The sequence below is a fragment of the Nocardioides stalactiti genome (assembly GCF_014180715.1).
Taxonomy (GTDB): Bacteria; Actinomycetota; Actinomycetes; order Propionibacteriales; family Nocardioidaceae; genus Nocardioides; species Nocardioides stalactiti.
The window spans coordinates 1-12,524 of the sequence record NZ_JACEFC010000021.1 but is presented as its reverse complement, the minus strand read 5'-3'; the positions used below and the strand labels follow the sequence as shown (position 1 = coordinate 12,524).

Genomic DNA, 12,524 nt, shown 5'->3' with positions numbered 1-12,524 from the left:
TCGCAACCGGGTCGGAGGGGCAGCGTATTCCCGCTCCGGCAGAAGTCAGGCGTCCCCGACGTGCTGGACCACCCGCACGCTCATGTGGAACATGCTCATCGCGCCCTGGATCACGACGAGGAACCCGTCCGGTCCGTCGCGGAAGACCTGGCGTCCCTGGGGAGCGAACGGGTCGGGCGGCTGGAAGCCGAACGCCTCCTGGTGGGCGGCGCGCAGCGCCCCCTCGCGGCTCTCGTGCCGGTGGCCGCGCACCAGCACGACGGTCGGGGGCTTCGCCTGACCGTCGTTGGCGTACTCGACGGCGACGTGCCATGGCCGCTCGTCACTGCCGGCGTCCGCCGCGGTCCCCGCGTCGCCGGGTCCCCGATAGACCTCGTAGCTCTCCGTCACGCCCAGCGTCCCTCTCTCCTCGTGGTCGTGCCATCCTGCCCCCATGACGTCCTTCGCACGGGCAGAGCGCGCCCGACTCTGCGACCTCGCGCTCGCGACCGGCCCGGACGCGCCGACGCTGTGCGGCGACTGGAAGGTGCGCGACCTCGTCGCCCACCTGGTGGTCCGCGAGCACAGCCCGCTGTCGGCCGGCATCGTGATCGCGCCGCTGGCGGGGGTCACCGAGAAAGCCACCGAGCGGGCCGCGGCCAAGGACTTCGAGAAGCAGGTCGCGAAGGTACGGCGCGCGCGCAACCCGATGGGCGCGGTCGCCGCCGTCGACAAGGCCCTCAACACCGCCGAGTACTTCGTGCACCACGAGGACATCCGCCGTGCCGGTCCCACGTGGGAGCCCCGCGTCCTCACGGCCGAGGAGCAGGACTCCCTCTGGAAGATCCTGCGGATGTCCGGCAAGGGTCTGGTCCGCCCCGCCGGTGTGCCGGTCGTCGCCCGCCGGGCCGACACCGGCCAGGAGACCACGCTCAAGCCGGGCGCGGACCCGGCGGTCGTCGTCGGCCTGCCGTCCGAGCTGGTGCTCTTCGTCTACGGCCGGCGCCAGACGCACGGCCTGGAGTTCTCCGGCCCCGAGGCCACCGTCGCGCGGCTGCGCGAGGCCAAGCTCGGCATCTGAGGCGCTGACACAGGCGCTCGGACCGCACCTGTGGATAAGCGGAGGCGCTGATCGACGGGAAGGCGCAGACTCGCCCTCGATCGCCGGAAACGGTAGGAGAGGAGTAGTAGTGTATTGACCATGCCTCGTGGCAACCCGTCCCCCAAGCTCGCCATCAGCGTGCCCTCCGAGATCGCGGAGGCGATCCGCGCCGCCGCCACCCGCGATGAGGTGAGCATCTCGCACTGGATCACCGAGGCTGTGCGCTACCGGCTCCGGATCGAGGACGGCCTGGCTGCCGTCGCCGAGTACGAGGCCGAGTACGGCGCGTTCACGGCCGAGGAGATGGCCGAGTCGCACCGGCGAGTAGCGGAACAGATGGGCTGGGACGAATGAGCGTCGTCTACGACGCCGGCGCGCTGATCGCCGCGGATCGCGCCGATCCGATGTTCTGGCGCGAGCACCGTGCTCGGTTGGAGCGGAGAATCCTCCCGATCGTGCCGGCGCCGGTCGTCGCCCAGGTCAGCCGCGCCCCGCACCAAGCTCCCCTGCGCCTCCTGCTCCGGGGGTGCGAGGTCGTCCCGCTGACCGAGGAGGCCGCCCACGCGAGCGGAGCGCTGCTCGCAGCGAGCGGAACCAGCGACGTGGTCGACGCCCACGTCGCACTCACTGCCATCCGCCGGCACGCACTGGTCCTCACCACCGACCCCGACGACATCAGCCGATTGGTCGCGGACGAGGAGGACCCGCCGCGCGTCGTGGGAATCTGACGCCCCGACGTCAGCGGACGGGGTGGCCGGCGCCGGCCAGGCCCTGCTTGACCTCGGCGATCCGCAGGGTGCCGAAGTGGAACACCGTCGCCGCCAGGACCGCGTCCGCGCCCGCCTCGACCGCCGGCGGGAAGTGCTCGACCGCGCCGGCGCCACCGGAGGCGATGACGGGGATCGACACCTCCCGGCGCACGGCGCGGATCAGCTCCAGGTCGAAGCCTGACGTCGTACCGTCGGCGTCCATGGCGTTGAGGAGGATCTCCCCCGCGCCCAGCTCGGCGGCCTTGACCGCCCAGGCGATCGCGTCGAGGCCGGCCGACTTCCGGCCGCCGTGCGTGGTGACCTCGAAGCCGGAGTCCGTGCCGGCCGCGCGACGCGCGTCGACCGACAGGACCAGCACCTGGTTGCCGAACCGGTCGGCGATCTCGGCCACCAGCTCGGGGCGGTCGATCGCGGCGGTGTTGACGGCGATCTTGTCCGCGCCCGCACGAAGCATCGTGTCGACGTCGCCGACGCTGCGGATGCCGCCCCCGACCGTGAGCGGGATGAAGACCTGCTCGGCGGTGGCCGACACCATCTCCAGCGTCGTCGCCCGCCCCTCGTGGGAGGCGGAGATGTCGAGGAAGGTCAGCTCGTCGGCGCCCTCTGCGTCGTAGGTCCGGGCCAGCTCCACCGGGTCACCGGCGTCGCGGAGCTCCTTGAAGTTGATGCCCTTGACCACGCGCCCCGCATCGACGTCGAGGCACGGGATGACCCGGACCGCGAGGCTCATCGTCCGGTCCTCATCGGCCGGCCGGGAGCGTCAGCGCGAGCGCGTCCTCGAGGGTGAACTGACCCGTGTAGAGGGCGGTCCCGGCGATCGCGCCCTCGACGCCGAGCGACACGAGCTCCATGAGCGCGCGGATGTCGTCGAGCGTGGTGACGCCGCCCGACGCGACGATCGGCCGGTCGGTGGCCTCGCACACGTCGCGGAGCAGCTGGAGGTTCGGGCCCTGGAGCATCCCGTCCTTGTTGACGTCGGTCACGACATAACGGGCGCACCCCTCCGCGTCGAGCCGGGCCAACGTCTCGTAGAGGTCGCCGCCCTCCTGGGTCCACCCGCGGGCGGCCAGGGTGCGGCCGCGGACGTCGAGGCCGCCGGCGCCCCGGCCGCCGTACGTCGCGATCGCCTGGGCGCACCACTCGGGCTGCTCGAGCGCTGCCGTGCCGATGTTGACCCGGCGGCAGCCGGTCGCCATCGCGGCCTCCAGCGACTCGTCGTCCCGGATGCCGCCGCTCATCTCGACCTTGATGTCGAGCCTGCCGACGATCTCGGCCTGGAGCGCCCGGTTCTGGCCCACGCCGAACGCGGCGTCCAGGTCGACCAGGTGCAGCCACTCGGCGCCGGCCTCCTGCCAGCGCAGGGCGGCCTCGATCGGGTCGCCGAAGACCTTCTCGGACCCGTCGACGCCCTGGACCAGCTGGACGGCCTGGCCGCCCTTGATGTCGACGGCGGGGAGGAGCTCGAGGTAGTCAGACAAGGGAGGTCACCCAATTCTTCAGCAGCTGTGCTCCGGCGTCGCCGGACTTCTCGGGGTGGAACTGGGTCGCGCTGAGCGGCCCGTTCTCGACGGCGGCGACGAAGCGGTCGCCCCCGTGCTCGGCCCAGACCACCCGCGGTTGGTAGGCGTCGGGGGTCCGGTCGTTGGTTTCCAGCGTCCAGGCGCGCACGCCGTAGGAGTGCACGAAGTAGAACCGCTCGTCCTCGATGCCGTCGAACAGTTGGGTCCCGGCGGGCACGTCGACGGTGTTCCAGCCCATGTGCGGGACGATCGGCGCCTGGATCCGCTCGACGACGCCCGGCCACTCGCCGCAGCCCTCGGTCTCGACACCGTGCTCGATGCCGCGCTCGAAGAGGATCTGCATGCCGACGCAGATGCCGAGGACCGGGCGCCCGCCGGAGAGCCGGCGCGCGATGACCCGCTCGCCCCGGATCGCGCGCAGGCCCTGCATGCACGCGGCGTAGGCGCCGACGCCGGGCACCAGCAGGCCGTCGGCGTCCATGGCCTGGTCGAGGTCGGCGGTGAGCGTCACCGACGCCCCCGCCCGCTCGACCGCGCGCACGGCGGAGCGCAGGTTGCCCGACCCGTAGTCGAGGACAACCACCGAGGGTTGGGCCACTAGAGAGCGCCCTTCGTCGACGGGATGCCCGTCTCGCGCGGGTCGATCGCGATCGCGTCACGGAACGCCCGTGCGAACGCCTTGAACTGCGTCTCGACGATGTGGTGCGGCTCGCGGCCGGCCAGGACCCGCACGTGCAGGGCGATGTGGGCGTGGAACGCGATCGTCTCGAAGACGTGCTTCGTCAACGAGCCGAGGTAGGAGACGCCGGACCCTCCGAGCTGGACGTACTGCTGCCCCTCGGGCTCGCCGATGTGCACGCAGTACGGACGACCGGACACGTCGACGACGGCCTGGACCAGCGCCTCGTCGAGCGGGACGGTCGCATCGCCGAACCGACGGACGCCGGCCTTGTCGCCGAGCGCCTCGCGCAGCGCCTGGCCGAGCACGATCGCGGTGTCCTCGACGGTGTGGTGGGCGTCGATGTGGGTGTCACCGGAGGTCTGGACGGTCAGGTCCACCAGGGAGTGGCGGGAGAAGGAGATGAGCATGTGGTCGTAGAAGCCGACCCCGGTGGACACGTCGTGCCGACCGGTGCCGTCGAGGTCGACCTCGACGACGACCTTCGACTCGCTCGTCTGCCGCTCGATCCGTGCGGTCCTGCTCATCCCGTGACCTCCATCAGTGCCTTCTGGAAGGCAATCATCTCGTCCGCCGTGCCGACGGAGACCCGCAGCCAGCCGTCGGGACCGGTCTCGCGGATCAGGACCCCCCGGTCGAGGAGCCCCTGCCAGACAGCATGACGGTCGTCGAACTGCCCGAACAACACGAAATTCGCGTCGCTGTCGGCCGCGGTGAAGCCCTGGTCGCGTAGCCACGCCACCGTCCGGTCCCGCTCGGCGCGCAGCTCGTCGACCTTGCCCAGCAGCTCCGGCGCGTGCCGGACCCCCGCCAACGCGGCCGCCTGGGTGACGGCCGACAGGTGGTACGGCAGCCGGACCACGCGGATCGCGTCGCAGATCGCGGGGTCGGCGGCGAGGTAGCCGAGCCGGAGGCCGGCCCCCGCGAACGCCTTGCTCATCGTCCGGGTGACGACCAGGTTCCGGTGGCTGGACAGCAGCTCCAGCGCGCTCGGGACGCCGGTGCGCCGGAACTCGCCGTACGCCTCGTCGACCACGACCACCCCCCGCTGGCCGACCGCCTCGCACAGCACCGTGATCGCCTCGGGCGGCAGAGCCGTCCCGGTGGGGTTGTTGGGGCTCGGCAGCAGCACGACCTCCGGCTGCTCCGCCTCCACCAGCGCGCGGGCACTGTCGAGGTCGAGGGAGAAGTCATCCTCACGGTGCCCCGCGAGCCACCGGGTGTGGGTGTCGCGGGCGTACTCCGGATACATCGAGTACGTCGGCGCGAAGCTGAGCGCCGTGCGGCCCGGGCCACCGAACGCCTGCAGCACCTGGAGCATGACCTCGTTGGAGCCGTTGGCCGCCCACACCTGGGCGGGGGTGATCTCGCCCGCCACGTCGCGCGAGAGGTACGACGCCAGCGCGGTGCGCAGCGCGACGAACTCACGGTCCGGGTAGCGGTTCAGCGTGCGCGCGGCGTCCGTGACCGAGGCGGCGATGTCGGCCAGGCAGGCGTCCGAGGGCCCGTAGGGGTTCTCGTTGACGTTGAGCTGGACGGGGACCCTGTCGCTGGGGAGCTGGGGCGCGCCGTACGGCTCGATGCCTCGCAGCTCCTCGCGGATCGGCGGGAACGTGTCGCTCACTCCGAGAACCTGACGCTCACGGCGGCGCCGTGACCGGGCAGGTCCTCGGCACCCGCGAGGGTGACGACGTGGTCGGCGACATCGGCCAGCCCCTCGCGCGAGTAGTCGACGACGTGCACCGACTTGGTGAACGCGCGCACGGACAGTCCCGACGAGTGGCAGGCGCAGCCCGCGGTGGGCAGCACGTGGTTGGAGCCGGCGCAGTAGTCGCCCAGGCTGACCGGCGCGTAGGGGCCGACGAAGATCGCGCCGGCGTTGCGCACGCGGGCGGCCCAGGACGAGGCGTCCTCGGTGTGGATCTCGAGGTGCTCCGCCGCGTAGGCGTCGACGACGGCGAGGCCCTGCTCGAGGTCGCGGACGAAGACGATGCCGGACTGGGGACCGCCCAGCGACGTCCGGATCCGCTCGACGTGCTTGGTCGCGGCGACCTGCTTCTCGATCTCGGCGTCCACGTCGTCGGCCAGGGTCTCCGAGGTCGTGACGAGCACCGCCGCGGCGAGCGGGTCGTGCTCGGCCTGGCTGATCAGGTCGGCGGCGACGAACGCGGCGTCCGCGGTGTCGTCGGCCAGGATCGCGATCTCGGTCGGACCGGCCTCGGAGTCGATGCCGACCTGCCCCTTGAGCAGGCGCTTGGCGGTGACGGTGTAGATGTTGCCGGGGCCGGTGACGAGGTCGACCTTGTCGACCTTCACGGTGTCGTCCTCGACGCCGTAGGCGAACATCGCGATCGCCTGGGCACCGCCGACGGCGTACACCTCCTCGACGCCGAGCAGCGCGCAGGCGGCGAGGATCGTCGGGTGGACGGCGCCGCCGAACTCCTTCTGCGGCGGGCTGGACAGCGCGATCGACTCGACGCCGGCGATCTGGGCGGGCACGACGTTCATCAGCACGCTCGACACCAGCGGTGCGAGGCCGCCCGGGACGTAGAGACCGACCCGGCCGACCGGCACCTTGCGGTGGGTCACCCGGGCACCCGGCCCGAGGTCGGTGACCGCATCGGTCTCGAGCTCGTTGGCGCAGGTCGCCCGCAGCCTACGGATCGACTCCTCCAGGCCGGCGCGGATCTTCGGGTCCAGCTGCTCGAGCGCGGTCGTCAGGGCCTCGGGAGCCACCCGGATGTCGTCGACCCGGACGCCGTCGAAGCGCTCACCGAGCTCCCGGATCGCCTCGACGCCCCGGACCCGCACGTCCTCGCAGATCGCATGCACCGCCGGCACCGCGGCTTCGACGTCGAAGTCGGCGCGGGGCACGGCTGCGCGGTAGTCGGCCGCTGACAACGGTGCGTCAGCGGCATCGACGACCGGGCGCAGGTCGATGCGACGGATGAGGGCCATGAGGCGATTCTACGGTTCGGACGTCTCTCCGCCGCACACGGCAACGTCCTGCGGACGGAGCGCACGTGCACCCCGCCCGCAGGACGCGACCGGTCCCCACCTACCGGTCGGTTCGCACCGTCAGCGCGACCGCCACGGCCCAGATCGGGAGCAGCAGGGCGCCGACGAAGCCGAGCGGCCCGAGCGGAGCGATCGCGCCGATGACGATCGACGGCACGGCGAGCCACTTGGGCAGGCTGCCCGAGGACAGGCCGGCGAGGCCCGACCCCACGTAGATGGCGATCATGCTGGCCATCAGCGGCAGGAACGAGACGTCGCCGAGGACGAGCAGCGCCCGCACCGCGGACTCGTCGCCGTACTCGACGGCGCGCCAGAGTGCGGCGTCGATCACGCCCCAGGAGGCGAACGTGGCGGCGAGCGCCCCGAAGCCGAGCAGGACGACGTCGGCGGTCCAGGTCGCCCCGGATCGGCGGAGCGCGTTGCGCAGCCCGGCACCGAAGAAGAGCACCAGCGCGACGAGCACCATGCCGGCGTACGAGCCGATCTGGCTGGCGCGCTCGCTGATCCCGCCGAAGTGGTCGGTGACGTCGGCGAGCTTCGCGTCGTGCTCGAAGTCGCCGCCGCTGGCCATCATCGCGCCGTAGAGGACGAGGAAGCCGACGGCGACACCGACGAGGGTGCGCCGGCGGAAGCCGGGCGCGGAGCGGGAGGGGGTCTCGGTGGGGGCGGTGAGCTGGGTCATGACGGTTCCTTTCGGGGAGCGATTTGCAGGACCCCAATCTCCGCCGCCGACCCCGGCCGCCGCGTCGGAGCGCCCACCCGTCCTCGTTTAGGTGTGAACCCTGACGCCGACCGGCCCGGACGCTGCCACCATGAAGGGCATGGGGATGTCCAGGCGCTCCGCCACGGCACTGGCCGGAGGCGTGCTCGCCGCCGAGGTCACCGCGGTCGTGGTGATGCTGCTGCTCGACCTGCGCCTGGAGCGCGACGGGTACGGCGAGCACGTCGACTCCCTGCTGGACCCGTGGGTGTGGCTCTTCGTCCTCGCGGCGTTCGGTCCGGCTGCCGTCGGACTCGTCATCGCGCGCAGCCACCCGCGGCACCCGGTCGGCTGGCTGTTCCTCGGCCTCTCGGTGTCGGTCCTGGCCGCCGGCGTGGTCGAGGAATGGTTCATCCATGCCGCGATCGTCGACCCGCCCGAGATCGGCGGCGCCGAGGCCGCGGCGGTGGTCGCCGACAAGATCTTCCTGCCCTGGTGGACGCTGCTCACCCTGATCCTGCTGCTCACCCCCACCGGCACCTATCTCTCGGACCGCTGGCGACGGGTCGGCGCCGTCACGATCGTGGCCTCGGCGGTCTTCCTCGCGCTGTCGGTGATCAGCGACCAACCCTTGAGCTCGCCCTACGACCGCGTCGGCAACCCCTGGGCGATCCCGTCGATCGCGCCGTACCCGACGATCGGATCCCGGTTGGCGTTCGGCGTCGTGGCTGTCGGCCTCCTCCTGGGTGGCGCGTCCCTCGTCGTCCGCTGGCGCCGGGCCACGGGCGACGAACGGCAACGGCTGCTGTGGCTGGTGCTCGCGGTCGTCCCCCTCCCTGCGGTCATCCCCGTCCACCTCTATGCGGTCACGACCGACAACGGCGCGTTCATCGTCGGCACGCTCGCCCTGTTCCTGGTGCTGATCCCCGCGGTCGCCGGGATGTCCGTGCTCCGTTACCGCCTGTACGACGTCGAGCGTGTCGTGGCGACCACCCTCACCTACTCGTTGGTGTCGGCCGTCCTCGTCGCCATCTATGCCTGCGTGGTGTGGCTCGGCGCCCACGTCGGGGCGGCCTGGTCACCGTCACCGGTCGCGACCGCCACGACGGGCGCGGTCGCGGCCGCCCTCGCCGCGGGGCCGCTCCGCCGAGGCCTCCAGGACGCCATCGACCGCCGCTTCAACCGCCGCGGGTACGAGGCCGCGCAGGTGGTCCGTGGCGCCGTGGCCGAGGCGCGCGCCGGGCTCGACCCGGAGGCGCTGCTGCAGCGCGCGCTCGGGGACCCGACGCTCACCGTCGCCTACCCGGGGCCCGGCGGCTGGGTGGGAGGAGCCGGTGAGCCGACGGTCACGCCCGCGGAGCACGTCGAGGTCACCCGCAGCGAACGGGTGGTCGCGCGCATCGGCTACGACCCCCGCGCCTGTGACCGGGCCACGGTCGCGCAGGTCGGTCGGATCGCCGCCGCCGAGCTCGACAACACCCGGCTCCGCGCCGAGCTCGGTCGTCGGCTCGTCGAGATCGCCGCCTCGCGGCGTCGCCTGTCCCAGGCCCAGCGCGAGGAACGTCGGCGGATCGAGCGCGACCTGCACGACGGCGCGCAACAGAGCCTGCTGGCGCTCGCCTTCGAGCTCCAGGCGGCGCAGCTGGGCGGGGACCCCGGCACGATGCGCGACGCACTGGTCCACGGCGCCGAGGAGGCCAGACGAGCCGCCCAGGAGCTGCGCGACCTGGCCAACGGCCTCCACCCGGCGGCGCTCGTGGACGGTGGGCTCGCCGGGGTGGTCGACGACCTGGCCCGTCGCTCCCCCGTGCCGATCGAGGTCGACGTCGACGCCGCCCGCTTCGACCCGGCCGCGGAGTTCACCGCCTGGCTGGTGGTCGCCGAGGCCGTCACCAACGCCCACAAGCACGCGAACGCGAGCCGGATCCAGGTCCTGGGCACGCGGGGCGGCGACGGGGTGCTGCGGCTCCGGGTCTCCGACGACGGCCTCGGCGGCGCCGACCCGACCGGCTCGGGTCTGCGCGGTCTCCACGACCGGGTCGAGTCGGCCGGCGGCACCCTCCAGGTCCGTTCGGACGACGACGGGACGACGGTGGAGGTGACGCTGCCGTGCGGGTCGTGATCGCCGACGACTCGGGCCTGCTCCGGCAGGGGCTCACCAGCCTGCTCACCCAGGCCGGTGTCGAGGTCGTGGGAACCGCACCCGACGCCGACGCCCTGCTGACCCTCGTGGACGAGGTGGCGCCCGACATCGCGGTCGTCGACATCCGGATGCCACCGACGTTCACCCACGAGGGCGCCCGGGCCGCCGCGGACCTCCGCGCCCGCCATCCCGGGCTCGGCATCCTGCTGCTGTCGCAGTCCCTCGAGAGCCGCTACGTCGCCGACCTCGCACGGGACGCGCCGCGCGGGTTCGGCTACCTCCTCAAGGACCGCGTCGTCGACGTCTCCGTCCTTGTCGGCGCGCTGGAGACCGTCGCCGGCGGCGGCACCGTCATGGACCCCGACGTCATCGCGCACCTGCTCGGCCGCCAGTCCCTGGCGATCCGGCTGAGCCGGCTGAGCGAGCGGGAGCGCACCGTCCTCGAGCTGATGGCGCAGGGCTGCTCCAACGCCGGCATCGGCGAGCGGCTGGTCATCGAGACCAAGACCGTCGAGAGCCACGTCGCCCGGATCATGGCGAAGCTCGACCTCCACCAGACCCCCGACGAGCACCGCCGAGTCCGAGCGGTCCTCGCCTGGCTGCGCGAGGGATGACCCGACCTACCCTGCGGCCCGCGCGTAACGAGGGTCACGTCGCAGCCCCGTTGCCCGGGCGGGCGCCGCGGAGGAACGTGGTCCCATGGCACGACGCAGCTCCCCCGTCGTCGCACTCGGGTTCGCGACCGCACTCCTGATGACCGGCTGCTCCGGCTCCGCGGACAGCCAGGACGCCGGCGCCGACCGGCAGCCGAGCACCGAGCCCAGCACCGAGCCCAGCACCGCCGACCCGTCCTCCGCGCCCGGTTCGGTGGCCGACGTGAACGAGTACGTCGACGCCGGCGACTACGACGTGTACGTCCGCTGCTGGGGCGACAAGGTCGACGACGAGCCGACGGTGCTGCTGGTCTCCGGCGCGACCCTCACGATCGAGTCCTGGTGGCCGATGGCGCTCGACCTCGCCCGCGAGGGACACCACGTCTGCGGCTACGACCGGGCCGGCGTCGGGAACAGCTATCCACCGGTCGCCGAGGAGCGCGACCTCGAGGACCAGGTCGGCGAGCTCGAAGCGGTGCTCGACGGGTCCGACCTCAACGAGCCGGTCGTCCTGGCCGGCCACTCGGCCGGTGTCTTCCCGATCATCGGTGCCGCCGGAGCCTACGCCGACCGGATCGCGGGCATCGTGCTCGTCGACGCCCAACCGCCACGGCTCAACACTGCCCAGATCGCGGCGCTGCCGCCCGAACGACCGGGTGAGAGCCAGGCGCTCCAGGACGAACGGGTGTTCCTGGGCGAGGTCATCACCCACCCGGAGCACAACCCGGAGCGACTCGTCGAGATCCGACGTGACGAACAGGCGATCGCGCTGCTCGACCAACCAGGTCCCCTCTTCGGCGACCTCCCGGTGGTGGTCCTGCAGGCTCCGCTGCCGACGCGTCCCGAGGGACTGCCGGACAGCTACCACGAGGCCACCGTTGCGGCGATCAACGCCTCGCACGAGGAGCTGGCCGCCGAGTCGTCGAACGGCGAGCTGATCTTCGTGAAGGACACCGGCCACTCCATCCAACAGGACCGGCCCGAGGTCGTCATGCGCGCGATCCGCGACGTGCTTGCCCGGTAGCCGCCGCCCGGGCCGCTAAGTTGGCGGTGTGAGCGACCGGATCCCGATGTTCCCGCTGAACAGCGTGGTGTTCCCGGGTGTCACGGTGCCGCTGCGCGTCTTCGAGGACCGCTACCGGGCCCTCATGCACCACCTGCTGCGGATCGAGGACCCGGCCGAGCGCATCTTCGGGTCGGTCGCGATCCGGGAGGGCTACGAGGTCGGCGACCACGGCGCCCAGTCCCTGTTCCGCGTCGGGGTCCGGCTCCAGCTCACCGAGGCGGAGGCCCACCCGGACGGGACGTTCGACATCGTCGCCGTGGGTCGCGACCGGATCCGCCTCGACAAGCTCGACAAGGGCGACCTGTTCCCGCTCGGCGAGGTCGAGGAGCTGCCCGAGCCGACCGTCCCGGTCCCCGACGAGCTGCTCAACCGGGCGCGCGCCACGTTCACCGCCTACCGGATGGCTCTCAGCGAGATCTCGGCCGACCCCTACCGCGGCGCGCTGCCGACCGACCCGACGTACCTCTCCTGGGTGCTGGCGGCCTGTGCCCCGTTGCCCATGGCCGAGCGCCAACAGCTGCTCGAGGCCTCGGACGCCGAGGAGCGGCTGGTGCTCGTGACCGAGCTCCTCCGGACCGAGCTGCGGGCGATGAACGTCATCACCTCGCTGCCGGCGACCGAGGTCGCCCGGACGCGCTGGTCCCCCAACTAGGCGGCCCCACAGTGGCGAAGAAGCAGCGCGCCGGGACGCCGGCGACGACCGCGCTCGCCGCGGCCGGGGTCGCTTTCACCGTCCACGAGTACGACCACGACCCGCGGTCGGACTCCTACGGGGAGGAGGCCGCGGCGGCCCTCGGCATCGAACCGGCGCGGGTGTTCAAGACGCTCCTCGCCGACGTCGACGGCACCCTGACCGTCGCCGTCGTCCCGGTCTCCGGGCAGCTCGACCTCAAG

At 72.5% G+C, this 12,524-nt stretch carries 16 protein-coding genes; 8 read left to right on the top strand and 8 right to left on the bottom strand.

Features of this window, described 5'->3' with window-relative positions; genetic code table 11:
- Positions 1 to 45: 45 nt before the first annotated feature.
- Positions 46 to 390, bottom strand: coding sequence for a hypothetical protein (locus H0487_RS06420; RefSeq protein ID WP_183093401.1), 345 nt, complete (start codon positions 388 to 390; stop codon positions 46 to 48).
- A 43-nt stretch (positions 391 to 433) separates the two neighbouring features.
- On the opposite strand from H0487_RS06420, the gene H0487_RS06415 reads away from it, so the two are divergent.
- From H0487_RS06415 to H0487_RS06405, 3 genes are all read left to right on the top strand, one after another.
- Positions 434 to 1,060, top strand: a complete 627-nt coding sequence (locus H0487_RS06415; protein WP_183093400.1) for a TIGR03085 family metal-binding protein — start codon at positions 434 to 436, stop codon at positions 1,058 to 1,060.
- 120 nt (positions 1,061 to 1,180) lie between these two features.
- Complete coding sequence (locus H0487_RS06410; protein WP_183093399.1) at positions 1,181 to 1,435, top strand: hypothetical protein; 255 nt, start codon at positions 1,181 to 1,183, stop codon at positions 1,433 to 1,435.
- Complete coding sequence (locus H0487_RS06405) at positions 1,432 to 1,809, top strand: PIN domain-containing protein (protein WP_183093398.1); 378 nt, start codon at positions 1,432 to 1,434, stop codon at positions 1,807 to 1,809. The genes H0487_RS06410 and H0487_RS06405 overlap by 4 nt, the downstream gene beginning before the upstream one ends.
- A 10-nt stretch (positions 1,810 to 1,819) precedes the next feature.
- Here the strand turns inward: H0487_RS06405 and hisF are convergent, their stop codons facing one another.
- From hisF to H0487_RS06370, 7 genes are all read right to left on the bottom strand, one after another.
- Complete coding sequence (hisF, locus tag H0487_RS06400; RefSeq protein ID WP_183093397.1) at positions 1,820 to 2,581, bottom strand: imidazole glycerol phosphate synthase subunit HisF; 762 nt, start codon at positions 2,579 to 2,581, stop codon at positions 1,820 to 1,822.
- 10 nt (positions 2,582 to 2,591) lie between these two features.
- Entirely contained in the window at positions 2,592 to 3,329 is a 738-nt protein-coding gene (priA, locus tag H0487_RS06395) for a bifunctional 1-(5-phosphoribosyl)-5-((5-phosphoribosylamino)methylideneamino)imidazole-4-carboxamide isomerase/phosphoribosylanthranilate isomerase PriA (RefSeq protein ID WP_183093396.1), read from the bottom strand.
- The gene (gene hisH, locus H0487_RS06390; protein WP_183093395.1) at positions 3,322 to 3,969 is read right to left on the bottom strand and encodes an imidazole glycerol phosphate synthase subunit HisH; all 648 of its coding nucleotides are present in this window, start codon (positions 3,967 to 3,969) and stop codon (positions 3,322 to 3,324) included. Before hisH ends, priA begins: the two co-directional genes overlap by 8 nt.
- A complete protein-coding gene (hisB, locus tag H0487_RS06385) occupies positions 3,969 to 4,577 on the bottom strand; it encodes an imidazoleglycerol-phosphate dehydratase HisB (RefSeq protein WP_183093394.1) in 609 nt (202 codons plus the stop codon). The genes hisH and hisB overlap by 1 nt, the downstream gene beginning before the upstream one ends.
- On the bottom strand, positions 4,574 to 5,674 hold the full coding sequence (locus H0487_RS06380; RefSeq protein ID WP_183093393.1) for a histidinol-phosphate transaminase: 1,101 nt from the start codon (positions 5,672 to 5,674) through the stop codon (positions 4,574 to 4,576). The genes hisB and H0487_RS06380 overlap by 4 nt, the downstream gene beginning before the upstream one ends.
- The gene (gene hisD, locus H0487_RS06375) at positions 5,671 to 7,008 is read right to left on the bottom strand and encodes a histidinol dehydrogenase (protein WP_183093392.1); all 1,338 of its coding nucleotides are present in this window, start codon (positions 7,006 to 7,008) and stop codon (positions 5,671 to 5,673) included. Before hisD ends, H0487_RS06380 begins: the two co-directional genes overlap by 4 nt.
- A gap of 100 nt (positions 7,009 to 7,108) precedes the next feature.
- Entirely contained in the window at positions 7,109 to 7,750 is a 642-nt protein-coding gene (locus tag H0487_RS06370) for a hypothetical protein (RefSeq protein ID WP_183093391.1), read from the bottom strand.
- A 139-nt stretch (positions 7,751 to 7,889) separates the two neighbouring features.
- Here H0487_RS06370 and H0487_RS23255 point away from each other — a divergent pair, with 139 nt between their 5' ends.
- The 5 genes from H0487_RS23255 to H0487_RS06345 form a co-directional block, all read left to right on the top strand.
- On the top strand, positions 7,890 to 9,890 hold the full coding sequence (locus H0487_RS23255; RefSeq protein WP_183093390.1) for a sensor histidine kinase: 2,001 nt from the start codon (positions 7,890 to 7,892) through the stop codon (positions 9,888 to 9,890).
- Positions 9,878 to 10,525, top strand: a complete 648-nt coding sequence (locus tag H0487_RS06360; protein WP_183093389.1) for a response regulator transcription factor — start codon at positions 9,878 to 9,880, stop codon at positions 10,523 to 10,525. Before H0487_RS23255 ends, H0487_RS06360 begins: the two co-directional genes overlap by 13 nt.
- 85 nt (positions 10,526 to 10,610) lie before the next feature.
- The gene (locus tag H0487_RS06355) at positions 10,611 to 11,588 is read left to right on the top strand and encodes an alpha/beta fold hydrolase (RefSeq protein WP_183093388.1); all 978 of its coding nucleotides are present in this window, start codon (positions 10,611 to 10,613) and stop codon (positions 11,586 to 11,588) included.
- Between the two features lie 28 nt (positions 11,589 to 11,616).
- Positions 11,617 to 12,282, top strand: a complete 666-nt coding sequence (locus H0487_RS06350; protein ID WP_183093387.1) for an LON peptidase substrate-binding domain-containing protein — start codon at positions 11,617 to 11,619, stop codon at positions 12,280 to 12,282.
- Between the two features lie 11 nt (positions 12,283 to 12,293).
- The coding region (locus tag H0487_RS06345; protein ID WP_512698505.1) for a YbaK/EbsC family protein at positions 12,294 to 12,524 on the top strand (231 nt) is incomplete at its 3' end.